The 22,599-nt window shown below is 57.0% G+C and carries 24 protein-coding genes; 6 read left to right on the top strand and 18 right to left on the bottom strand.

All coding sequences use genetic code 11. From position 1 onward, the window contains the following. Window positions 1-84: 84 nt before the first annotated feature. From VPX56_RS11595 to sad, 7 genes are all read right to left on the bottom strand, one after another. A complete protein-coding gene (locus VPX56_RS11595) occupies window positions 85-1,050 on the bottom strand; it encodes a sensor domain-containing diguanylate cyclase (protein ID WP_326471914.1) in 966 nt (321 codons plus the stop codon). A 53-nt stretch (window positions 1,051-1,103) separates the two neighbouring features. After that, window positions 1,104-2,096, bottom strand: coding sequence for a diguanylate cyclase (locus VPX56_RS11590; RefSeq protein WP_326472037.1), 993 nt, complete (start codon window positions 2,094-2,096; stop codon window positions 1,104-1,106). 189 nt (window positions 2,097-2,285) lie between these two features. Further along, on the bottom strand, window positions 2,286-3,725 hold the full coding sequence (locus VPX56_RS11585) for a sensor domain-containing diguanylate cyclase (protein WP_326471912.1): 1,440 nt from the start codon (window positions 3,723-3,725) through the stop codon (window positions 2,286-2,288). A gap of 116 nt (window positions 3,726-3,841) precedes the next feature. Next, on the bottom strand, window positions 3,842-4,198 hold the full coding sequence (locus VPX56_RS11580) for a DUF4186 domain-containing protein (RefSeq protein WP_131632652.1): 357 nt from the start codon (window positions 4,196-4,198) through the stop codon (window positions 3,842-3,844). Then, window positions 4,198-5,100, bottom strand: coding sequence for a glutaminase B (gene glsB / locus VPX56_RS11575; protein ID WP_407655152.1), 903 nt, complete (start codon window positions 5,098-5,100; stop codon window positions 4,198-4,200). Before glsB ends, VPX56_RS11580 begins: the two co-directional genes overlap by 1 nt. 86 nt (window positions 5,101-5,186) lie before the next feature. Next, entirely contained in the window at window positions 5,187-6,776 is a 1,590-nt protein-coding gene (locus VPX56_RS11570; protein ID WP_326471907.1) for a methyl-accepting chemotaxis protein, read from the bottom strand. A 122-nt stretch (window positions 6,777-6,898) separates the two neighbouring features. Then, window positions 6,899-8,287 (bottom strand): succinate-semialdehyde dehydrogenase, encoded by a 1,389-nt coding sequence (gene sad, locus VPX56_RS11565; RefSeq protein ID WP_326471905.1) that lies wholly within the window; start codon window positions 8,285-8,287, stop codon window positions 6,899-6,901. A gap of 99 nt (window positions 8,288-8,386) precedes the next feature. Between sad and ptrR the strand changes: the two genes are divergently transcribed. Beyond that, window positions 8,387-9,265 (top strand): putrescine utilization regulator PtrR, encoded by an 879-nt coding sequence (gene ptrR / locus VPX56_RS11560; protein ID WP_326471903.1) that lies wholly within the window; start codon window positions 8,387-8,389, stop codon window positions 9,263-9,265. On the opposite strand, the gene VPX56_RS11555 is transcribed toward ptrR, so the two are convergent. The 3 genes from VPX56_RS11555 to VPX56_RS11545 all read right to left on the bottom strand — a co-directional run bounded on the left by VPX56_RS11555 (window position 9,219) and on the right by VPX56_RS11545 (window position 11,391). Then, complete coding sequence (locus tag VPX56_RS11555) at window positions 9,219-9,701, bottom strand: GNAT family N-acetyltransferase (protein WP_326471901.1); 483 nt, start codon at window positions 9,699-9,701, stop codon at window positions 9,219-9,221. The genes ptrR and VPX56_RS11555 overlap by 47 nt on opposite strands. A gap of 79 nt (window positions 9,702-9,780) precedes the next feature. Next, window positions 9,781-10,575 carry a PhzF family phenazine biosynthesis protein gene (locus tag VPX56_RS11550; protein WP_326471899.1) on the bottom strand — a complete coding sequence of 265 codons (795 nt, stop codon included), beginning with the start codon at window positions 10,573-10,575 and terminating at the stop codon, window positions 9,781-9,783. A gap of 27 nt (window positions 10,576-10,602) precedes the next feature. Further along, window positions 10,603-11,391 carry a PhzF family phenazine biosynthesis protein gene (locus VPX56_RS11545; protein ID WP_326471897.1) on the bottom strand — a complete coding sequence of 263 codons (789 nt, stop codon included), beginning with the start codon at window positions 11,389-11,391 and terminating at the stop codon, window positions 10,603-10,605. 176 nt (window positions 11,392-11,567) lie between these two features. Here VPX56_RS11545 and VPX56_RS11540 point away from each other — a divergent pair, with 176 nt between their 5' ends. Beyond that, entirely contained in the window at window positions 11,568-12,764 is a 1,197-nt protein-coding gene (locus VPX56_RS11540; RefSeq protein WP_326471895.1) for a sugar transporter, read from the top strand. Between the two features lie 203 nt (window positions 12,765-12,967). On the opposite strand, the gene VPX56_RS11535 is transcribed toward VPX56_RS11540, so the two are convergent. Then, complete coding sequence (locus tag VPX56_RS11535) at window positions 12,968-13,252, bottom strand: hypothetical protein (RefSeq protein WP_326471893.1); 285 nt, start codon at window positions 13,250-13,252, stop codon at window positions 12,968-12,970. Between the two features lie 106 nt (window positions 13,253-13,358). Further along, window positions 13,359-14,024 carry a MarC family NAAT transporter gene (locus VPX56_RS11530; RefSeq protein WP_131632662.1) on the bottom strand — a complete coding sequence of 222 codons (666 nt, stop codon included), beginning with the start codon at window positions 14,022-14,024 and terminating at the stop codon, window positions 13,359-13,361. A 256-nt stretch (window positions 14,025-14,280) separates the two neighbouring features. On the opposite strand from VPX56_RS11530, the gene marR reads away from it, so the two are divergent. The 3 genes from marR to marB are packed head-to-tail and all read left to right on the top strand — an operon-like array spanning window position 14,281 to window position 15,378. Beyond that, a complete protein-coding gene (marR, locus tag VPX56_RS11525) occupies window positions 14,281-14,715 on the top strand; it encodes a multiple antibiotic resistance transcriptional regulator MarR (protein ID WP_131632663.1) in 435 nt (144 codons plus the stop codon). 19 nt (window positions 14,716-14,734) lie between these two features. Then, window positions 14,735-15,115: an MDR efflux pump AcrAB transcriptional activator MarA gene (marA, locus tag VPX56_RS11520; RefSeq protein ID WP_001303241.1), complete on the top strand. Its 381-nt coding sequence runs from the start codon at window positions 14,735-14,737 to the stop codon at window positions 15,113-15,115. A 47-nt stretch (window positions 15,116-15,162) separates the two neighbouring features. Continuing rightward, on the top strand, window positions 15,163-15,378 hold the full coding sequence (marB, locus tag VPX56_RS11515; RefSeq protein ID WP_131632664.1) for a multiple antibiotic resistance protein MarB: 216 nt from the start codon (window positions 15,163-15,165) through the stop codon (window positions 15,376-15,378). Between the two features lie 37 nt (window positions 15,379-15,415). On the opposite strand, the gene eamA is transcribed toward marB, so the two are convergent. Beyond that, window positions 15,416-16,315, bottom strand: a complete 900-nt coding sequence (gene eamA / locus VPX56_RS11510; RefSeq protein ID WP_326471889.1) for an O-acetylserine/cysteine exporter — start codon at window positions 16,313-16,315, stop codon at window positions 15,416-15,418. 192 nt (window positions 16,316-16,507) lie between these two features. On the opposite strand from eamA, the gene ydeE reads away from it, so the two are divergent. Continuing rightward, entirely contained in the window at window positions 16,508-17,701 is a 1,194-nt protein-coding gene (ydeE, locus tag VPX56_RS11505; RefSeq protein ID WP_131632666.1) for an efflux MFS transporter YdeE, read from the top strand. Window positions 17,702-17,746: 45 nt separating this feature from the next. On the opposite strand, the gene zinT is transcribed toward ydeE, so the two are convergent. The 5 genes from zinT to urtB are packed head-to-tail and all read right to left on the bottom strand — an operon-like array spanning window position 17,747 to window position 22,590. Beyond that, entirely contained in the window at window positions 17,747-18,385 is a 639-nt protein-coding gene (zinT, locus tag VPX56_RS11500; protein ID WP_326471886.1) for a metal-binding protein ZinT, read from the bottom strand. A 52-nt stretch (window positions 18,386-18,437) separates the two neighbouring features. After that, entirely contained in the window at window positions 18,438-19,136 is a 699-nt protein-coding gene (urtE, locus tag VPX56_RS11495) for an urea ABC transporter ATP-binding subunit UrtE (RefSeq protein WP_131632668.1), read from the bottom strand. Between the two features lie 9 nt (window positions 19,137-19,145). Further along, entirely contained in the window at window positions 19,146-19,943 is a 798-nt protein-coding gene (urtD, locus tag VPX56_RS11490) for an urea ABC transporter ATP-binding protein UrtD (protein ID WP_131632669.1), read from the bottom strand. Continuing rightward, window positions 19,943-21,016 carry an urea ABC transporter permease subunit UrtC gene (gene urtC / locus VPX56_RS11485; protein WP_326471883.1) on the bottom strand — a complete coding sequence of 358 codons (1,074 nt, stop codon included), beginning with the start codon at window positions 21,014-21,016 and terminating at the stop codon, window positions 19,943-19,945. The genes urtD and urtC overlap by 1 nt, the downstream gene beginning before the upstream one ends. Next, entirely contained in the window at window positions 21,016-22,590 is a 1,575-nt protein-coding gene (gene urtB, locus VPX56_RS11480; protein WP_326471881.1) for an urea ABC transporter permease subunit UrtB, read from the bottom strand. The genes urtC and urtB overlap by 1 nt, the downstream gene beginning before the upstream one ends. Window positions 22,591-22,599: the final 9 nt, after the last annotated feature.

The raw sequence follows: 22,599 nt of genomic DNA, 5'->3' as shown, positions 1-22,599 counted from the left end.
GTTGTTTTTCCTTACGTAGAATGCCCTCACTTTGCATTTAACATTTTTGCAACGCAACTACATCGGACATAGGGTTTTGTTATGTCACTTTGCATGCTGACGCTGTTGCTTCATGGCATACATTTTTTCATCGGCCTCTTTCAGCCACTGCTGGATGTCGTTGCCATTATGATCGAATTCACTCAGCCCCCACGAAAACGCTAAGGCCCACGGATGCAGCCTGCGCGCGTTGTACGCTTCTACCTGCTCGGCCAGATGCTGCATGGCGATCCAGGCACCCTGCTCATCCGTATCGGCAAAGAGCACGGCAAACTCGTCACCGCCAAAGCGCACCAGCAGATCCGCCTCGCGGAACGACTTCCGCATAATGCCCGCCATGGCCTTCAGCGCATTATCGCCCTCTTCATGGCCGTAGCGATCGTTAATGGCCTTGAAATGATCCAGATCCAGCCAGCCCAGGGTTAACGGCTCGGCCCGGCGCTGTGCCACCGAAAGCGTAAAGCGAACAAACTGGTTAAACCCGCGGCGGTTAAACAGCCCGGTGAGTTCATCGGTGGTTGCCGCGCTCACCGCGGCAAATTCGTCTTCCACCAGCGCCCCAAGGTCATCTAAAACCGCAAGATCCCCCTCCGTAAACGCGCGTGGTGCATAATCTATAAGGCACAGCGACCCTACGCTCGCGCCATCCCTTAATCGCAGCGGAATACCGGCGTAAAAACGGATCCCCGGCTGACCCACCACCAGCGGATTATCAACAAAACGGGGGTCCTGTTGTGTGTCGTGGACCACCAGCGGATTCTGGCTCAGGATCACATGGCCACAAAATGAGATATTGCGGGGAACGGTGTCGGGCGCGTCGCCGTCAGCTGATTTGATCACCAGCGAATGTTCTTCTACCAGATTGACCATCGCCAGAGGAACCCCGAAAAAGCGCTTTGCCAGGCGAGTCAGTCGATCGAACGCCGGTGAGCGCTCAATCTCCAGCAGCCCGGACTCGCGCAGCGAGTTCAGACGGTCCATTTCGTTTTCAGGGGTTGCAGGTGTTTTCATAACGTCTCCTGACGCATAGCTCTACTAAAAGCGTAGCTTAAACAGAGACATTTTCAGTGTGCGAATATTCTGTTCTTACCATCCCGCTTGGCGCGATACAGGGCGTCATCTGCCGCCTGCAGCCAGTCGGTTACGCTTGCCATTTCACGCGTGGCGCTGGCGATGCCAATGCTGAGCGTACAGCGCACAGCCTCCTGCGCCACCTCCTCCATCACCGCAGTCGCGTCCATAATGCGCGTTGCGACGATATGGGCCTCTTCAATGGAGGTATTGGGCAGCAAAATCACGAACTCATCGCCGCCCAGCCGCGCCGGGGTATCCGCCGGGCGCGTTGCCAGATGCAAAATTTGCGACACGGTCGCCAGCATCGTATCCCCCACTTTATGCCCAAACCGATCGTTAACCTCTTTGAAATTGTCGATATCAATAAACATCAGGACGGACTCGCGGCACGTCTGACGCAGTTTCTTCAGCTCATGGTCAATGCGCTTTTCCAGCAGCCGACGATTGGCGATGTCCAGCAGCGGGTCCATCATGGCAATCCGCTCAAGCTCCCGACTCTTGATGCGCAAACGGAGCGCGATGCTGTCCGTCAGCACGCTCAGGGCAATAAGATAAATGGCGATCAGCGGAAGCGTCGCAAACATCGTGCGCTGCGTGACGACGGTATCCACCGCCATTCCCTGCGTTAGCCAGGCTGCGAGAAAAACGCCAAGCATCAGTGCCCCCGCCTTTTTCATCAGCGTATAGCCGCCCGCGGCGAGCCTGTCGGCAAGCAGGATAGTGGCAATAACCACTGAAGGCAGAGGATTAACCGCCATCATGGCGATCCAGAAACCCCCTGCGCCGGCATCGAGCACCAGATTTTGGTGTTCTGTGGCCAGCGGAATGGCAGATTTACGCGCGCGTTGCCATGCAAGCGTGGGCCAGATAAAGGCGTTGATACCCAGCAGAATCATAAGCCAGGCGGAACGTTGATGTTCAATCAGGACGGAGAGGATGGGAATGAAGCAGAGCAGCGTACCGAGAATACGCATCAGGTACATGCGTGTGACAAACCGACTGCCTGGCGCGCGAGGTTTTTTACTCAGCCTGTCAATTCCATTCATTCTGCGATTTTTCCGATATATTTCTCTCGGTATCTTATTGAGCTTAAAAATACGTAGCAAGCAATTTATCAGCTTATCGTTAACATCAATGCCGCATTCTGCCTGGCGTGGTTACGTTTACACCCGTCAGGCTTCACTTTCGGGCGTGGCGGCGACCGGTTCGCCTGTCAAACGGGCACTGGTACGATTTCGCCCTGCTTTTTTCGAACGATAGAGATAGTCATCCGCTTCGGCCATCAGCCTGTTAAAAACCTCGGTCAGCTGCCAGGAGCCCGCCCTTCCGCTTCCAAGGCCAATGCTCACCGTCAGAAACAGCGTTTGCTGCCGCCAGATAAAAGGATGATTAGCGATCGTGACTCTTATACGTTCCGCCAGATTGAAACCGTGTTCGGCATCCCCGGTATTCACGACAACCGCGAACTCTTCGCCCCCCATACGCGCGACCAGCCCGTCCTCACCCACGACCTGCTGAACCTGGCGGGCAAAGGTCGCGAGCACGCGATCGCCACACTCGTGCCCGTAGTTGTCGTTAATGCTCTTAAAATAATCAATATCTAAGAGCATCACCGTCAGGAACCGAGAATGGCGGTGGCGCTCTTCTTGCTTAAGCGCTTCGTAAAGCCCGGAACGGGAATAGACGTGGGTCAGAAAATCAAAATCCGCCCGCAGGGAAACCTGCTGGATAAGAGAATTGATCGCCGCCACGCTGACGGAAACCATGATCGGGCAGATTGCCATCGTGGCGATGCCAAGCCGCGCCGAGAACATCATCGGTGTCGACAGCGGTGCGGCGACGGCAATATTGATAATGGAATTAGCGACCAGGACGATCTCCACGGCACCCGTGACAAACGTCAGCAGGCAGGTGGCCGGTAAAGAGTAGCGCACCGCGCACCAGATAAGCGCAGGCAGCGGGAAGGCCAGGCTCCCCGCACCGCCAATCACCACGGATGCCAAAACGGAAACCACCAGGGCCAGCACGGGTAACAGCTGTTCAACGCGTATCCGAATCTGCCGCGTCGGCATTTTTACGGTCAGCATACACGGCACAATGAGCACACCCGTTGAAAACTGCTCGCTGAACCAGTCGGCATACAGCGGCCAGAAGGTTTGGCTATCAATACCGACCGATCCCACCGCTCCCAGCAGGGCGCACAGCAGTGCGGCAATCAGACAGTAGTTAAACAGCCGCAGGGCGTTAAGGGGATCGGGGGTTTTCTTCATCAGCCGTTTATCGCGTATGACCAGCAGCGCGACCACCACGATAAACACCATATTCGACAGGTTAATCACCAGCGAGGCCGCACCCCAGCGGGTGGTCAACGCGTCGTACACCAGCATAGCGACGTAACACACCGCATAGTAATGCAGGCGATTAAGATAGGCGTAGCGGGCGAATATCCCGGCCATGACGCCGTTCAGCGGCCAGAAGAGGGATAGCGCTTCCACCAGGCGTAGCTCCGCGCCAACAAAGTAGAACAGCGTGGTGAGAACAAAGATAGCCGCAGCATTCTGCAGCGGGCCGTCTGGTCGAAAAAGCCTGAGGGTGGAAATCGCAGAACGCATTAAATATCAATCCATATAATTACGCGTGGCAATTATTTGCGGTTGTCAGCATGTGTGTGGGGATCATTCAACATGCATCTATAACACATATACAACAGGATCATAACTCGTCAAATTTAGGGGTTCATTTGCATCACCAGCCAGTGGTGAATGACGCCAACTATATAATGCTGCTGCTCCCCGCTGAGCTGAACACCCTGAGGAATGTTATGCCATTTCGCCAGGCACCCGCGACAGCAGGTGGCGGTCGCATGCTGGGCGATAAAGACCGGATGCCCGCGCATCGGCGTTTGCTTTCCGTCGTTAGCGGGATGCGCGGGTGCAAGACGTTTTGCAATAAAATCGGCGGCGTGCCGATCGATGGTTTCGGCACCCTTGTCCCAACAGTATTGCCGTTCTTTGTCGCCCAGGCGAAAGCGCGACCGAAAAGGTGAACGCGCCAGGCGAGAAAAAAGGGGTTCCAGCGTCGTCATCAGTAAACGGATCGCCCCAGGCGCTGGGTCAGTCTTTCCAGAACCGCCACGCCGGCAAGTGAATTTCCCGTTTCATCCAGTTCCGGGCTCCACACGGCTATCGCCATCTCATGCGGGACAATGGCAACCACCCCGCCGCCTACGCCTGATTTCGCGGGCAGCCCGACGCGCCAGGCAAACTCCCCGGCGTTCTGATACATCCCGCTGGTCGCCATCAGCGCGTTCACCTGACGCGCCTGCATCGGAGTAACAACCTCCTGATCAAGATGCGGGGCATGGCCCTGATGCGCCAGGAAAAGAAACGTCTGGGCCAGTTCGACACAGTTCATCTTCAGGGCACAGTAATGGAAGTAATTTTGCAGAACGGTCGCCACGTCGTTGTGGAAATTGCCGAAGGACTTCATGAGCCAGGCGATGGCCGCGTTGCGGGCGGAGTGTTCAAACTCCGAGCGGGCCATGACCGGATCGTAGGCAATATCCGATATGCCGGAAAGCTGGCGCACGATTTCGAGCATCCGCTGGCGAGGCGCGCTTAGGCGGCTTTGCAGCATATCGCACACCACCAGCGCCCCGGCATTGATAAAGGGATTACGCGGTTTGCCCTGCTCCATTTCGAGCTGAAGCAGCGAATTGAAGGGCTGGCCTGACGGATCTTTCCCGACCCGCTGCCAGATCTCCTCTTCTTCGTACTGACGCATGGCCGCGACCAGGCTCAGCACTTTGGAAATGGACTGAATCGAAAAACGCTCCGTCGCGTCACCGGCCTGAAAACGTTGTCCGTCTACGGTGCAAATGGCAATGCCCAGCTTATTGCCGCTCACCGAGGCGAGTGCCGGAATATAGTCGGCCACCTTCCCTTTTCCGAGTAAGGGACGAACCTGCGCCAGAACCTCGTCCAGCATCTCATTATGGATGACCGCAGCCACTCTTTGCTCCTTGCCCTCAGGCTAAAACGGGCTGCGAGTATAACAGACGCTTATATGTTGCGTCAGGCGCTAAGACGAAAACGGGAAACCGCCTGCAGCAAAAGGTCGGACGCGTTGTGCAGGCGGTCCGATGCCGTCGACGCGTCAGAAACCAGCGCGTCCGTCTGGCGGGAAACCTGATTCAGCGCCTGCAGCCGGCGCGTCATCTGATGAATACTCTCTCCCTGACTCAGGGTGGCGGTTGAGATATCGTTCAGCAAACTGCTTAAATTCGCCACCAGCCCGGTCACCTGCTGCAGATTATCCTCCAGACGGTTCACCGCCTTCGAGCCATCTTCAATCCCCTGCAGCGAGTGGTTAATCAGCTCCTGAATAGTTTGCGTCGAGTGGCTACTCTTTCTGGCAAGCAATCCGACCTCCCGCGCCACCACGGCAAATCCGCGCCCCTGATTTCCGGCATGGGCAGCTTCGATCGCCGCATTCAGCGCCAGAATATTGGTCTGGAACGCCACGCTGTCGATCATCGCCACGATCCCCCGCATTTCAGCGGATCGGCTGACGATCGCCTGCATGGAGTTATTTACGGTAGACATCATTTGATCGCCACCGGCCGCCGCCCGACGCGCCTCATCGGCACGCGTGCTGGCAAGTTTTGCATATCCCGTACTGCCTTCCACATGGGTTTCTAGCGTGGCGATATGGGCCGTTACGTCGTTCAGCTCTTTCGCCTGACGCGCCGACTGCTGGTAGAGCTTTTGGTTACCCTGCTCCAGAGAGCCAATGTTCTCGACCATTGAGGTTGTCGCATTGCTGACCTGGGTCACCAGCTGCTGCAGCCCCTGCTGCATGGTGGAAATACTGGCGCTGAGCTGCCCGATCTCGCGGTTAAAGCGCAGGACGTCCGGCGGCGTACCGGAGAGATCGCCTGCTGCGAGACGATTAATATGCATAATCAGGCGACGCAGCGGTGCGATGACCCATTTCACCATGCCAAACCAGACCGCAACGGCGATCGCCAGCAGAACTATCGGCGCCAACAGGAATAAGCGCTGCAGGCCGGAAAGCCGTTCCATCAGGGACTGCCGCCCCTGAATCGCCCGCTTCTCGCTGAGCTGCTGGTAGCGCGCATAGTTGTCGTTAAAGTCGCTCTCAAACGCCTGGGCCGGCACGGCAAAGAAGGCGTCAATGGCGTTGGTTTTAATCAGCCCTTCCGCCTGCTCTTTTATGGCACCGTAGAAAAGCTGATAGCTCGTGATCAGGGCATCATCTTTGGGGGGATTCAGCGCAAGCCACGCGTTCCATGCCTGCTGCGAGGCGTCCAGCGCCTGCCGCGCTTCATCCATCAGGCTATGCCAGCTTCCTTCGGAGCCGGTCTCTTTATCCTGCATGAAATACACGCCCGAGCGGTTAAGCAGATCGCTTGCGGCGAGCAGAGACACCCGCGCCAGATCCAGCTTGCCCTGCTGCTGATACGCCAGCTGGTTATGCCGTTCATTACGCTGGGCTTCTTTCAGGGAGGCGGTAAGCAGGAACGATGAGGAAAGCTGCAGGGCGGAGAAAAGACCGATAATACAAAAGATGCCGGCCAGCAGGCCAAACTGACGCGGGAGGATGCGCTGCGCAATACGGCGAAAAATTTGCGTTAGGTTCATAATTTTCTTCTGTAACAACACGTTAGACGCGAAGGAGTCTACGAGACGAAAATGACAGAACCATTGCAAAAAAATGACAGCGCGCAGAGAGTGCCGGGCGGCGCCACCGCCCGGCATCACAATCAAACGCGGTCTTTCCACACCGTCTGCACGTTACAGAATTCGTGCAGACCGAAGTGGGACAGCTCGCGACCAAAGCCGCTCTTCTTCACGCCGCCAAAGGCGACGCGCGCATCGCTGGCGCTGTAGCCGTTAATAAACACCCCACCGCACTCCAGCTCGCGCGAGAATCTATCGGCAAGCGCGGCGTCTGCGGTAAAGACCGTGGCAGACAGGCCAAAGTCGCTGTCGTTAGCCAGACGCAGGGCGTGATCCGCGTTTTTTGCTACCGTCACCGCCGCGACCGGGCCAAACAGCTCCTGACGGAACGCCGTCATCTCAGCGGTCACGTTGCCCAGCACGGTTGGCGCGTAATAGTTACCCTCACCCGCCATTTTCTCACCGCCCAGCAGCAGCGTAGCGCCTTCTGCCAGCGTGGCCTGCACCTGCTGATGCAGTTCATCGCGCAGATCGAAGCGCGCCATCGGGCCAATGTAATTTTCTTCCTCGTCCGGTGCGCCCATCCTGAGCGCGGCCACTTCCTCAACGAAGCGCCGGGTAAAGGTATCCGCAATGCCTTCTTCCACAATGAAGCGTTTTGCCGCCGCGCACACCTGCCCGGTGTTTTGATAGCGTCCGGCGACCGCCGCCTTCACGGCCAGATCAAGATCGGCATCGTTCAGCACGATAAACGGATCGGAGCCGCCCAGCTCAAGCACGCATTTTTTCAGCGCTGCGCCCGCCTGAGCGCCAATTGCCGCCCCGGCGCGCACGCTGCCGGTAACGGTAACGGCGGCAATGCGCCGATCGCCTATCGCCTGGCTGACGCCGTCATTGGTGGCGTTTACCCAGCCAAACACGCCCTGCGGGAAGCCGGCATCGATGAAGATCTGCCCAATCAGCTCTGCCGAACCAAGCACGTTCGGGGCATGTTTCAGGAGATAGCTATTCCCGGCCAGCAGGATCGGTACCGCGCCGCGCAGCACCTGCCAGAGGGGGAAGTTCCACGGCATAACCGCCAGTATCGGTCCCATTGGACGATACTCAATGACCGCCCTGTTGTTCTCCACCAGGGTCGGTTCCGCGCCCAGCATCGCGGGTCCTTGCTCAGCGTACCAGTCGCAGAGGCTGGCCGATTTAGCCACTTCAGCACGCGCCTGCAGAATGGGTTTGCCCATTTCGCGAGACATCATCTGCGCCATCTCTTCCGCACGGTTACGCAGCGCGGCCCCAAGGTCACGAAGCTTTTGCGCGCGATGCAGCACGCTTTCGCTTCGCCACTGGCGAAACCCCGCGTCGGCCAGGGCAATCGCACGGTCAACCTCTTCGGCCGTCGCCCATGGATAGGCCGCGAGGACTGCGCCCGTGGCGGGATTAACGGAGAGTGCGTGTGTTTCAGGTGAATGAGTCATTTTGTTCTCCACATGATAAGAGTTGATTCATTGTGGCCCACTCTGCTATTTCTTAAAACTGAATAATACTAACCACCTTATTCACGAATCGAGAATGCCATGGACTTAACCCAGCTTGAAATGTTTAACGCCGTCGCGCTCACCGGCAGCATCACCCAGGCCGCGCAGAAGGTGCATCGCGTGCCGTCAAATCTGACCACCCGCATCCGCCAGCTTGAGGCCGATCTGGGCGTAGCGCTGTTTATTCGCGAAAACCAGCGCCTCAGGCTATCGCCCGCCGGACATAACTTCCTGCGCTACAGCAGGCAGATCCTGGCGCTGGTCGACGAGGCGCGAATGGTGGTCGCAGGCGATGAGCCACAGGGGCTGTTTGCCCTCGGCGCGCTGGAGAGCACCGCAGCGGTGCGTATTCCGGAAAGTCTGGCGCTGTTTAATCAACGCTATCCGCGCATCCAGTTTGCGCTTTCAACCGGACCGTCCGGGACGATGATTGACGGCGTGCTGGAGGGAACCCTGAGCGCTGCGTTTGTGGACGGTCCGCTATCGCACCCGGAGCTGGAGGGGATGCCGGTTTACCGGGAAGAGATGATGCTGGTGACGCCCGCGGGGCATAGGAAAGTAGCCAACGCTATGCAGGTCAGCGGCAGCGATGTCTATGCCTTCCGCGCTAACTGCTCCTACAGGCGGCATCTGGAAAGCTGGTTCTATGCCGACCGGGCCACGCCCGGGCGCATTCATGAAATGGAGTCGTACCACGGCATGCTCGCCTGCGCGATCGCCGGCGCAGGGATTGCGCTCATGCCCCGCTCAATGCTGGAAAGCATGCCGGGGCATCATCAGGTTGAAGCGTGGCCGCTGGCGGAAAACTGGCGCTGGCTGACCACCTGGCTGGTCTGGCGTCGCGGCGCGATGACCCGCCAGCTTGAGGCGTTTATAGCGCTGCTAAACGAACGTCTTCAACCAGCGCCTTCTCCATAAACAGGCTTAGCGGATCTTCACTGTAGGGGGCAAATGCCGTACGCCGTTCATACCCGCTGTTTTCATACAGACGGACGGCGGCATGTTGCTTAATGCCCGTCTCCAGCCGAAGCGTATGGCAATCGCGGCTAAGGGCCTCATCCTCGAGGGCCGCCAGCAGCCGATCCCCCAGCCGTTGGCCGCGATGGGCTGGATCGATATAGACTCGTTTCATTTCGCCGGTGCCGTCGCCGTTAAGCACAACGGCACCGCATCCCACGGCTTTAAGCTGCGGGTCGCGAATAATCATCAGGATTAACGACGCTTGCGGGAGTGCAGACAGATCGAGCAAATGGTTGCTCTCGGCCGGATAGAGTTCGCTCTGGTAGCGGTCGAGGGCCGCTATCAGGCTGAGAATATCGGGATGACGTGCAGACTCAGAGGTAATGGAATACATGGCAGGCTCCTTGTTATTTTCCTTCAACATAGCGCCCGCCACGTCTTCTCACCTCATAGTTTTTGTTTATGACGGCGGCCTACCGGCGAAGGAAGATCTTTCCTTTCAGATACAGCGTCGCCTGGCCGCCAATCAGCACGCGATCGCCCTTCAGCTCGCAGCGCAGATCCCCGCCGCGGTAGGATACCTGGCGAGCGTTAAGTGCCGTTTTGCCCAATTTTTCGCTCCAGTAGGGAATCAGCATGCTGTGGGTTGAACCCGTCACCGGATCTTCGGGCACCCCTTCGCCCGGGCAGAAGAAGCGGCTGACGAAGTCATAGTCATCTCCTGGAGCCGTAACGCAGACCATTTTCCCCAGCGGGATCATCGCCGCGATATCCGGAGTCAGGGCTTCGACCTGCCGCTGGTTTTCCAGCACCACCATGTAGTCACGCCCGACGCGCACCTCCCGGGCCGCCTCAATGCCCAGCGCGCTGAATAGCGCCGACGGTGGATTATCGACAGACTCCGTTGACCAGGCCGGGAAGTTCAGCGTCAGCCAGTCACCGCTGCGTGAAACCGTCAGCTCGCCCACGAAGCGCGTGGAGAACGTGATTTCGGTATGCGGGTAATCAAGGTATTCGAAGATGACGTGGGACGCCGCCAGCGTCGCATGTCCGCACAGGTTGATCTCGTGCAGCGTGGTGAACCAGCGAAGCTCAAACCCGTCGTCAGTGCGAACGAAAAATGCCGTCTCGGACTGGTTATGCTGCTGGGCCATCTTCAGCAGCGTCTCGTCCGGGAGCCACGCTTCAAGCGGACACACGGCGGCGGCGTTGCCGCCAAAGGCTTTATCGCTAAAGGCATCTACCAGATAAAAATCAATTTCCTGCATCGTCTCTACCTCTCTTGTTATACGTCGTTAGCGCAGAAATACTGTGCCTTTCAAATACAGGGCTGCCTGCCCGCTCATCAGCACGCGGTCGCCTTTCAGCTCGCAGCGCACGTCTCCTCCACGCGCCGAAACCTGACGCGCAAGCATAGCCGTTTTGCCCAGCCTCTCGCTCCAGTAGGGAATGAGCATCGTATGTGCCGACCCCGTGACGGGATCTTCCGGAACGGCAACGCCCGGCGAGAAGAAGCGGCTGACAAAATCATATTCGCCCTCTCCCCGCGCGGCGATCGCCACTTTATGATCGCCTGGGGTCATGGCGGAAAAGTTCGGGGCTATCGCCTCAACCTGCGCGCGGTTTTCCAGCACCAGCATCCAGGCGCGGCCTTTACGGGCGTCAACATACTGGCTGATGCCCAGAGCCGCGAGTATTTCCGGCGGCGGCGTCTGTTCCTGCGTTGGACAGGCCGGGAAATCCAGCGTCATCCATTCACCTTCCCGACTCACGGTCAGTCGACCCGAGGCGGTCTCAAAATGGATTCGCGAGTCGGGATAATTAAGCTCGTTGAACAGGACGTATGCTGCTGCCAGCGTGGCGTGGCCGCAGAGATTGACTTCGGTAAGCGTGGTAAACCAGCGAAGCTCAATACCCCCTTTCGTGCAGACGAAAAACGCGGTTTCCGACTGGTTGTGCTGCTGCGCCATTTTAAGTAACGTCTCATCCGGCAGCCACGCTTTCAAGGGGCAAACGGCCGCCGGATTTCCGCCAAACGTGGTATGGCTAAACGCATCGACCAGATAAAAATCAATCTCCTGCATTGTCTTATCGCCTGTTATTGTTGTGTTGTTCTTTATATTCAATGAAAAAAACGCCCTTCGCTACCGCTTTGACAGGGTAAATTTTGAGATCTAAGTCACATAATGGTTGAGTTTTCGCCGTTTCTCGCTTTAAGATCGTCTCCTCATCTTTCAAGCAACGAATCCCAGATATCCCTATGACAACTCAGACTGTTTCCCGCAGGGTCGCGTGGCTACGGGTGGTCACGCTGGCCATTGCCGCGTTTATTTTTAATACCACTGAATTTGTTCCGGTTGGGCTGCTGTCTGACATCGCCGGGAGTTTCCAGATGGAGACGGCTCAGGTGGGCATTATGTTGACCATTTACGCGTGGGTGGTGGCGCTGATGTCGCTGCCGTTTATGCTGCTGACCAGCCAGATGGAGCGGCGCAAGCTGCTGATAGGCCTGTTTGTGGTGTTCATCGCCAGCCATGTGCTGTCGTTTATGGCGTGGAATTTTACGGTGCTGGTCATCAGCCGCGTCGGCATTGCCTTCGCGCACGCGGTGTTCTGGTCGATAACGGCCTCGCTGGCGATACGCCTGGCGCCGGCGGGCAAGCGCGCGCAGGCGCTGAGCCTGATTGCGACCGGTACGGCGCTGGCGATGGTGCTGGGCCTACCGATTGGCCGCATCGTGGGGCAATACTTTGGCTGGCGCACCACCTTCTTCGCTATCGGCATGGGGGCGCTGGTGACGCTGCTGTGCCTGATCAAGCTGCTGCCTAAGCTGCCGAGCGAACATTCCGGCTCGTTGAAAAGCCTGCCGCTGCTGATGCGTCGTCCGGCGCTGATGAGCATTTATTTGCTGACGGTGATTGTGGTGACCGCCCATTACACGGCCTACAGCTACATTGAGCCGTTTGTGCAGGTGGTTGCGGGCTTTAGCGCCAACTTTGCCACCGTCCTGCTGCTGATCCTGGGCGGTGCGGGCATCATCGGCAGCCTTCTGTTTGGCAAGCTGGGAAATCAACATGCTTCAGCGCTGGTCAGCAGTGCCATCGGCCTGTTATTAGCCTGCCTGCTGTTATTGATGCCTGCGGCAGGAAGCGAAAGCCATCTGGCGATCCTGAGCCTGTTCTGGGGCGTGGCGATTATGATTATCGGGCTGGGTATGCAGGTTAAAGTGCTTGCTTTGGCCCCTGACGCAACCGACGTAGCGATGTCGCTATTCTCGGGGATTTTCAATCTCGGGATTGGCGCGGGCGCGCTGGTTGGAAATCAGGTAATACTGCACGTCTCGATGTCGGCGATTGGCTATCTGGGCGCGATTCCGGCGCTTGTGGCGCTGATCTGGTCGGTGCTGATCTTCCGTAAATGGCCGGTGGCGATGGAAGAACATGGCCAGCATGGGTGACGTTGTTTGTGCCGGGTGGCGGCTTCGCCTTACCCGGCCTACGCGACTGCGTTAATAATCTGCTTCCTCATTGCCACCCAAATAACGGAACCTGTCCTCCGTCATTTTAGTCTGGCAATTATAGATGCTGGTTCTGGTAGCAAGCGGCGTGGTAGTTGATGACGCGTCGCTAATTTTTCCACATTTCTTCGCTTTTTCGTCAATTAAGCCTTTTCCAGCTCGTTTTTATTCATGACCAGAATCGTCACGCCAGCCAAAGATTCAGAAATATAATCCCTGTTAGCGTATTCATATAAGACTGAAATGTCTTTGCCGTTGTCCACTAACGACAATGCGTAGACAAATGCATCCCACTGAACGTTATTGTTGAGAACTTTAGCGTCACCCGTAGTGATGCCTTCCAGCATGCGCGGGTTGGAAGCGATGTAGTTCATGATGTCGGCCGGTACGGTGAGTAAAACTTTCGCTGTAATGCGGTTATTTTTCATCCTGAAATTTCGCAAAAGAATAAATTTTCAGAATTGATTTATATTCACAATAATTATGTTGGCAATAAGTAGGCCGGGTAAGGCGAAGCCGCCACCCGGCAAAAAATCAGTGGTAGTTTTTAATAATTTCCAGCACGCCGTTAATAATAAACTGCACGCCCATGCACACCAGCAGGAAGCCCATCAGGCGGGAAATGGCTTCGATACCGCCCTTGCCCACCCAGCGCATGATCGCTCCTGAACTGCGCAGCGATGCCCAGACGATGACCCCGATAAGCGCAAAAATCAGCGGCGGCGCTACGGCCAGCACCCAGTCAGGGAAGGTAGAACTGTCGCGCACCGTGGACGCGGAGCTGATGATCATCGCAATCGTCCCGGGCCCCGCCGTGCTCGGCATAGCGAGCGGTACAAAGGCAATATTCGCACTTGGCTCCGTTTCCAGCTCTTCGGATTTGCTTTTCGCTTCCGGTGATTCATGCGCCTTTTGCGCGGGGAACAGCATGCGGAACCCAATAAAGGCCACGATCAGCCCGCCGGCGATACGCAGGCCCGGAATCGAAATCCCAAAGGTGTTCATCACCACCTGTCCGGCGTAATAGGCAACCATCATGATGGCAAAGACGTAGATGGAGGCCATCATCGACTGATGATTGCGCTCCGCGCTGTTCATGTTGCCCGCCAGCCCAAGAAACAGCGCTACCGTCGTTAACGGGTTCGCCAGGGGCAGCAGCACCACCAGCCCAAGACCAATCGCTTTAATCAAATCCACCATAATACGTCGTTGTCCTTATCCATATTCAACACCGCAATTATAGGGTGAAACCATGACAATCAGCCATCTACACAACGTAAGCATTATTTACGCCGCACAATGATAACCCTCCGTTATGTTTTTGATTTGAAAGAGCACAAAAAAAGTTCATGAAACGTTTTAGCAATTCGTGGCATCGGCTTATTCATTCAGTTGACTTATACTTGCCTGAGCAATAATATCTGCCGTGACTAAACTACTTGCCAGGGCAACCATTGTGAAAAGCACCAGTGATCTCTTCAACGACATAATTCCACTGGGTCGTCTTATTCATATGGTTAACCAGAAAAAAGATCGCCTGCTCAATGACTACCTGTCACCGCTGGATATCACCGCGACACAGTTCAAAGTGCTGTGTTCCATTCGCTGCGAAGTGTGTATCACGCCGGTTGAGCTAAAAAAGGTGCTCTCTGTCGATCTGGGTGCGCTGACCCGCATGCTGGATCGTCTGGTCTGCAAAGGATGGATAGAACGAAGCCCTAATCCGAATGACAAACGTGGCGTCCTGGTGAAACTCACCGGCGACGGCGCGGCCATGTGCGAGCAATGTCATCAACTTGTAGGACAAACACTGCATCAGGAACTAACAAAAAACTTAACGGCAGATGAAGTGGCAACGCTTGAGCTTTTGCTTAAGAAAATACTGCCGTAAACAGAAAAGAGGTATGACGATGTCCAGACGCAATACTGACGCTATCACCATTCATAGCATTTTGGACTGGATCGAAGATAACCTGGAATCGCCGCTCTCCCTTGAAAAAGTGTCAGAGCGTTCAGGTTACTCAAAATGGCACCTGCAACGGATGTTCAAAAAAGAGACCGGTCATTCATTAGGTCAATATATCCGCAGCCGCAAGCTGACGGAAATTGCCCAAAAACTGAAAGAGAGCAATGAGCCGATCCTCTATCTGGCGGAACGTTATGGGTTTGAATCGCAACAAACCCTGACGCGAACGTTTAAGAACTACTTCGACGTGCCGCCTCATAAGTATCGTATCACCAGTATGCCGGGTGAATCCCGATATCTCTATCCGTTAAAACATTGCAGTTAACACGCTGTAGTTAATCATCGCCTGTAAAAGACGTAACCGAGGAATTCATGAAAGTTATCGCCTCCGCCGCCCTCGCCTTGCTGGTGCTCGTTTCCAGCCAGACCTTCGCGGAGCAAACTCCCCGTGCAACGCAGCAAAATAATCGCGATGCGATGATTTTGCCGTCCGCACATGACCAGACGCCGTATGATTTCAACCACATGGGCGCTGGTAGCGACAAATCCGACGAATTAGGCGTGCCGTATTACAACCACGACCTCTGATTCGTTTTGCCCCGCAGATGCGGGGCTTTTTTCTGCCTTATCCCCGCACCCGCGCCGCCCGACGCAAACGCAACCCAAACACGTTGATGTACAGCCCGGCCATGATCAGCACCGCGCCCAGCAGCTGTAGCGCACTCAGGTGTTCATCCAGCAAAATGACCGCGCTGGCAAGCCCCACCACCGGCACAAGAAGCGACAGCGGCGCCACCCGCCAGGTTTCATACCGTCCGAGCAGCGAGCCCCAGATGCCGTAGCCCACAATAGTGGCGACAAACGCCAGGTAGATAAGCGACAAAATGGTCGTGAGATCGATGTCGAGCAGGCTATGTAGCATCGCGTCCGTGCCGTCCAGGATAGATGACGCAACCATAAAGGGCACAATGGGAATTAATGCGCTCCAGACCACCAGCGACATCACCGGCGGGCGCGCCTCATGCTGCATAATCAGCTTGTTGAAGATATTTCCGCACGCCCAGCTCAGCCCTGCCGCCAGGGTTAGCATAAAGCCCAGTAGCGCCACGTGCTGGCCGTTCAGGCTGGCTTCAATCAATACCAGCACGCCAAACACCGCCAGCGTAATCCCCGCCAGCTGCTTGCCCTGCAGCCGCTCGCCAAACACAAACGCGCCAAGAATGATGGTAAAGAATGCCTGCGCCTGTAGTACCAGCGACGCCAGCCCGGCGGGCATACCAAATTTGATAGCGCAGAACAGAAATGCAAACTGACCGAAGCTGATCGTCAGACCGTAGCCTAACAGTAATGTAAACGGGATTTTCGGACGGGGGACAAAGAAGATTGCCGGGAAGGCGACCAGCATAAAACGCAGGCCGGCCAGCATCAGCGGAGGCATGTTGTGTAAGCCCACCTTAATGACCACAAAATTCAGCCCCCATACTACGACCACCAGCAACGCCAGCAGTCCGTCTTTACGCGTCATACCCTGCCCCTGAATTATTAAATTTTTGTAAACACTTCAAGGTAACAGAAAAAATAGCGCCGCGAATAGATCATTATTTTTGGGAGTCAGTCGAAGCACTTAGGGATAAATTAGGCGCTATACAAGCCCCTTATGCCGTGGTAATCCTGTTAGAACACAACAAAAAAATATAAGCATTTGTCGGGCAGGAATATGAAACCATCAATCAGGCGCTCAACCGCAGCGCTGCTGGCATCGTCATTGTTATTAACAATTGGTCGCGGGGCAACGCTGCCGTTTATGACCATCTACCTCACGCGCGTCTATAACATGAGCGTAGAGAATATTGGTTATGCCCTCACCATTGCGTTGACCATTGGCGTGGTGTTCAGCTTAGGGTTTGGCATTCTGGCCGACAAGTTCGATAAGAAACGCTACATGCTCATTGCCATCGTCGCGTTTATTGCTGGCTTTGTCGCGATCCCGCTGGTGGATAACGTCACGCTGGTGGTGCTGTTCTTTGCGCTCATCAACTGCGCCTACTCCGTTTTCTCCACCGTGCTGAAGGCCTGGTTTGCGGATGTACTCACCTCCAGCGAAAAGGCGCGCGTTTTCTCGCTGAACTATAGCTTCTTGAACATTGGCTGGACGATAGGACCGCCGATCGGCACCCTGCTGGTGATGTACAGCCTGCAGCTGCCGTTCTGGCTGGCGGCCTTCTGCGCCGCGCTTCCGCTCGGCTTTATCCATTTCTTTGTGCAGAAAAGCGTTGCGTTAGATACCGCAGAGGAAAAGATGCCGTGGCAGCCTTCCGTGCTGTTGAAAGACCGCGCGCTGTTCTGGTACACGCTGTCCGGCCTGCTTGCATCATACGTTGGCGGATCGTTTGCAACCTGCATTTCGCAGTATGTTCTTGCTGCGCATGCCGACAGCGATTTCGCCGAAAAAGTGGTGGCCGTGGTGCTGCCCGTCAACGCCGCCGTGGTGGTGACGCTGCAGTATGCCCTCGGGCGTAAGATCTCCGCAAGCAACATCCGTCCTTTGATGACGGCGGCGACCCTGTTCTTTATCGTCGGGTTAGGCGGCTTTATGCTCTCCGGTGAAAACCTGGTTTACTGGGGCATCGCGGCGGCCATTTTTACGCTTGGGGAAATTATCTACGCGCCGGGGGAATATATGCTGATCGACAACATCGCCCCGCCGGGAATGAAAGCAAGCTATTTCTCCGCCCAGGCGCTGGGCTGGCTGGGCGCGGCGGCGAACCCGATGATCACCGGGCTCATCCTGACCCATCTGCCGCACTGGTCGCTGTTCGTGATTATGATGGCCGCCATCGTCATTGCGTGGCTGATGATTTTGCGCGGCATGAGCGTGAAAGCGTGGTGTGAAGCGCCCAAAGTCGCGTAACCCTGTAGGCCGGGTAAGGCGTAGCCGCCACCCGGCAATAAAGCATTAATGGTGCAACATCTCCTCCACCACCTGCTCTTTGTACATCTCATTTGGATAATAGGTCGGCCAGTTATCCATCTCTTTCAGCAGCGCCTCATGGGAGGTGTTGCCCATGAAAATGTGGAAGTGTGAAGAGGCTTTCGGTCCAATAATATGGTCGCTGAACTGAACAAACTTCGGTGCCTTGCTGCTGGCATCCTTACACTCAAACAGATAGCGAACGCCTTTTTTGCCTGAGGCATAGGTCAGGATTTTGTAACCGCTGTAGTCATAGTGACAGCGGCTTACCGTTTCCCCCTGGTGGAATTCCATCACGCTATTTTCGATGCCGATAGATCCCACGTCCGTTGCGTAGCCCGTCCGGTAATAGGCTTTCACCGCCTCGACGGATGTGTGGTCCTTCTCCGCTTTCTTCTTAAACACCGGATCGAGCGAACCGTCCAGCAGGAACGGATAGACGGATTGCCAGGTGCCGTCCCAGTCGGAGAGCGCTCTGTCCTTGACGTCTTTATTCTCGAACACGCCGTTCGCCGCCTTCTGCTCCGCTTCGGTCATCTGGTGTCCGTGCGAATGGGCAAACAGCTGGCCGCTGACCAGCAGCGCCCCCAGAGTCATTGCAAATTTCCCAATATGTGCAGCCAAAACAAAACCCTCATTCCGTTTTATAAGAATGAGGATGTTATAGTATAACATTTCAAATCGCAACCAGCCCGCGCACGCCCTCCTGCTCCATATTTTCGCCGCGCCCGCGCTGGACGATCGCGCCTCGCGACATCAGCAGATAGCTGTCCGCCAGCTCTGCGGCGAAATCGTAAAACTGCTCAACGAGCAGAATAGCCATGTCCCCTCGATCCGCGAGCGTGCGGATCACCTGCCCAATCTCCTTGATGACCGAGGGCTGGATCCCCTCCGTCGGCTCATCGAGGATCAAGAGCTGCGGACGACTCGCCAGCGCTCGCCCAATCGCCAGCTGCTGCTGTTGCCCACCGGAGAGATCGCCGCCGCGACGATGCTTCATCTCTTTTAGCACCGGAAACAGCTGCCAGATATCGTCCGGTACGCTGTTTGCCTCACGCGCGGAAAATCGCGACAGCCCCAGAAGCAGATTCTCTTCGACGGTTAAGCGCGGGAAGATCTCCCGTCCCTGCGGAACATAGGCCACGCCGGACTGCACCCGCTGGTGCGGCCTGCTGTGCGTGATGGTTTTCCCCTGCCATATCACCTCCCCGGTTTTGGCCGGGATCAGCCCCATCAGGCACTTCAGCAGCGTGGTCTTCCCCACGCCGTTGCGCCCCAGCAGGCAGGTGACCTCGCCGGTCACGGCTTCGAAGCTCACGCCGCGCAGGATATGGCTTCCGCCGTAATATTGATTCAGTTCGTTAACCTGTAACATTCCGCCTCCCTAGCGACCAAGATAGACTTCAATCACCTGCTCGTTGGCCTGCACCTCGCGAAGCGATCCTTCCGCCAGCACGCGCCCCTGATGCAGCACCGTCACGTGGTCAGCGATAGTTTCGACAAAGCCCATATCGTGCTCCACGACCATTAACGAATGCTTGCCCGCCAGGGTTCTGAACAGCTCGGCGGTATATTCCGTTTCCGCATCCGTCATTCCGGCTGCGGGCTCATCCAGCAGTAAAAGATGCGGGTCCTGCACCAGCAGCATGCCGATCTCCAGGAACTGTTTCTGGCCGTGAGAGAGCAGCCCGGCACGGCGATCCCGCTCGGCGCTGAGGCGCAGCAAAACCAGCATCTCGTCAATTCGATCGCGCTGTTCGCCGTTGAGCTTTGCCCGCAGGCTGGCCCAGACGGACTTGTCGGTTTTCATCGCGATTTCGAGGTTTTCCCACACGGTCAGGGCTTCAAAGACCGTCGGCTTCTGGAATTTTCTGCCGATCCCCTGACGGGCAATCGCTGCGGGCTCCAGCGTGGTCAGGTCGATGGACTGATCGTAAATCGCCTTCCCGCTTTTTGGCCGCGTTTTGCCGGTGATCACGTCCATCAGCGTGGTTTTTCCCGCGCCGTTAGGCCCAATCACGCAGCGCAGCTCGCCCACGCCGATGTTCAGAGAAAGATCCGTCAGCGCCTGAAAGCCGTCAAAACTGACGTTGATTGCGTCAAGCTGCAGCACCGGATCGGTCTGGTCGCGGTAGCGATCGCCCGGCAGCTGGCGGGTAAAAAGTTCTTCGGCTGGCTGCATTATTTCTCTCCCCTGCGAAACAGGCCATAGACGCCGCGCGGCAAGAACAGCGTCACCGCGATAAAAATCAGGCCTAAAAATAGCTGCCAGTACTCCGGCATCGCGACCGTGAAGAAGCTCTTCGCGCCGTTGACCAGCGCGGCGCCTATCGCCGGGCCAATCAGCGTGCCTCGCCCGCCGAGCGCAACCCAGATCGCCGCTTCAATTGAGTTCGTGGGCGACATTTCCCCCGGATTGATAATGCCCACCTGCGGAACGTACAGCGCTCCCGCCAGCCCGCACAGCACGGCAGACAGCGTCCAAACCAGCAGCTTGAACCCACGCGGATCGTACCCGCAAAACGTCAGTCGGTTTTCCGCGTCGCGCACCGCGGTCAGGATGCGGCCAAATTTACTCTTCGCCAGCGCGAAGCCCACGCCCAGCGCCAACAGCAGCAGCATTACCGTCGCCAGAAATAGCGCGATGCGGGTGGTGGTCGCGGTCACGGAAAAGCCGAGCAGCGTGGTGAAGCCGGTAAAGCCGTTGTTGCCGCCAAAGCCGGTTTCATTGCGAAAATACAACAGCATGCCCGCGTAGGTCAGCGCCTGGGTCATGATGGAGAAATAGACCCCTTTGATTTTTGAGCGGAAGGCAAACCAGCCAAACACCAGCGCCAGCAGGCCGGGAACGGTGACGATAAGCAACAGGGTCCAGGCAAAGTGCTGCGTTCCCCACCAGAACCACGGCAGCTCGGTCCAGGAGAGGAAAGACATAAATGCGGGCAGCGCCTCCCCGGAAGCCTGACGCATCAGGTACATGCCCATCGCATAGCCGCCCAGCGCGAAGAAAATACCGTGCCCAAGGGACAGCATTCCGGCATAGCCCCACACCAGATCGAGCGCCACCGCGACGATGGCATAGCAGAGGATTTTGCCGATAAGCGTCAGCATCCAGGTCGACAGCGCCAGCGGATGCGTTGCCGGCAGCAGCGCGAAGAACGGTAGTACCAGCAGGCACGCCACCAGCAGGCTGCCTGCAATTTGCGTTGTACGCGGCGCTTTACGCGCCAGCGTTAAGGTCAGCGGCTGGCTCATCAGTCAATAACCCTCCCTTTCAGTGCAAACAACCCCTGCGGACGCTTCTGAATAAACAGAACGATCGCCACCAGAATCAGGATCTTGCCAAGAACGGCCCCCATCTGAGGCTCAAGGATTTTATTGAAAATGCCGAGCCCAAAGGCGGCGACGACGCTGCCGGCCAGCTGCCCAACGCCGCCCAGCACCACCACCAGGAAGGAATCGATAATGTATCCCTGACCCAGCTCCGGCCCCACGTTGCCCAGCTGAGATAACGCTACGCCGCCCAGCCCGGCAATCCCGGACCCCAGCCCAAAGGCCAGCATATCCACGCGCCCGGTTGGTACCCCGCAGCAGGCCGTCATGCTGCGGTTTTGCGTCACCGCGCGCACGTTCAGGCCAAGACGGGTTTTGTTGAGAATAAGCCAGGTAAAGAACAGCACCAGCAGCACAAAGCCCAGCACCACGATGCGGTTCCACGGCAGCGTCAGGTTGGCAAACACCTGAACCCCGCCGGACAGCCATGCCGGGTTGGCGACTTCAAGGTTCTGTGCGCCAAAGGTCATGCGCACAAGCTGAATAAGCATCAGGCTGATCCCCCAGGTGGCGAGCAGGGTTTCCAGCGGACGGCCGTAGAGGTGGCGGATGATGGTGCGTTCAAGCACCATCCCAATGCCCGCGGTCAGGCAAAACGCCACCGGCAAAGCCACCACGGGATACAGCGCCAGCCACTGGGGAACCCACTGCGCCATCGCCTGCTGCACCATCCAGGTGGCATACGCCCCGAGCATCAGCATTTCGCCGTGGGCCATATTGATGACCCCAAGCAGGCCATAGGTGATCGCCAGCCCAAGCGCCGCCAGCAGCAGGACCGATCCCAGAGAAAGCCCCATAAACGCCTGTCCCAGCAGCTCGCCCCACATCAGGCGGTGCTGAATACGCTCAAGACTCTCTGCGGCGGCGGTACGCACCCGCGCATCCGGTTCGGTTTGCGCCTGGGTGAACGGCGTGAGCGTGGCCTGCACGTCCGGATCGTCAGACTGACCCAGCAGCTCGACCGCCTTAAGCCGTGTTTCGGCCTGCGGGCTTGCCAGCTGAAGGTTTGCCAGGGCCAGCATCAGCGACTGCCGCGCAACGTCATCCGTTTCGCTGCCTGCCCGCTGCTGTAAAAAACCGAGCATATCCGGCCGGGCGTCACGCTGAAGCCGTTGCGCCGCCGCGCGCCTTTCTGTGACGCTGTCACTTACAAGCTGGTGCGTGGCGAGCGCCGTTGCCGCCAGAACCCGCAGGCGGTTGGTCAGGCGTACCGCTTTGGTTTGCCCTTGAGGGGTTTTCGACTCCCCCAGCGCAACCGTCTCGCCGCCGCTGCGCGTAAAAGCATGTTTTTGGCTGTCGGTTAACAGGTTTTCTTTTTGCAGCGCCTGGAGCAGCGGCACTCTCGCCGCGTCGGGCGCCGCCGCCCAGCGGGCCAGCATCTCTGCCTGCTGGCTGCGCGTCGCGGCAACAAAATTATCGGCATCCGATGCCTGCGCCATCCCTGGCAGCAGTCCGGACAGCCACACAATAGCGATGAACATGCGCATGGCGTTCATGACTTTTCT

Source organism: Enterobacter wuhouensis (genome assembly GCF_035835995.1).
GTDB lineage: Bacteria > Pseudomonadota > Gammaproteobacteria > Enterobacterales > Enterobacteriaceae > Enterobacter > Enterobacter wuhouensis.
Note: the sequence above shows the minus strand (reverse complement) of the source record. Positions and strands in the feature narration are given on the sequence as shown.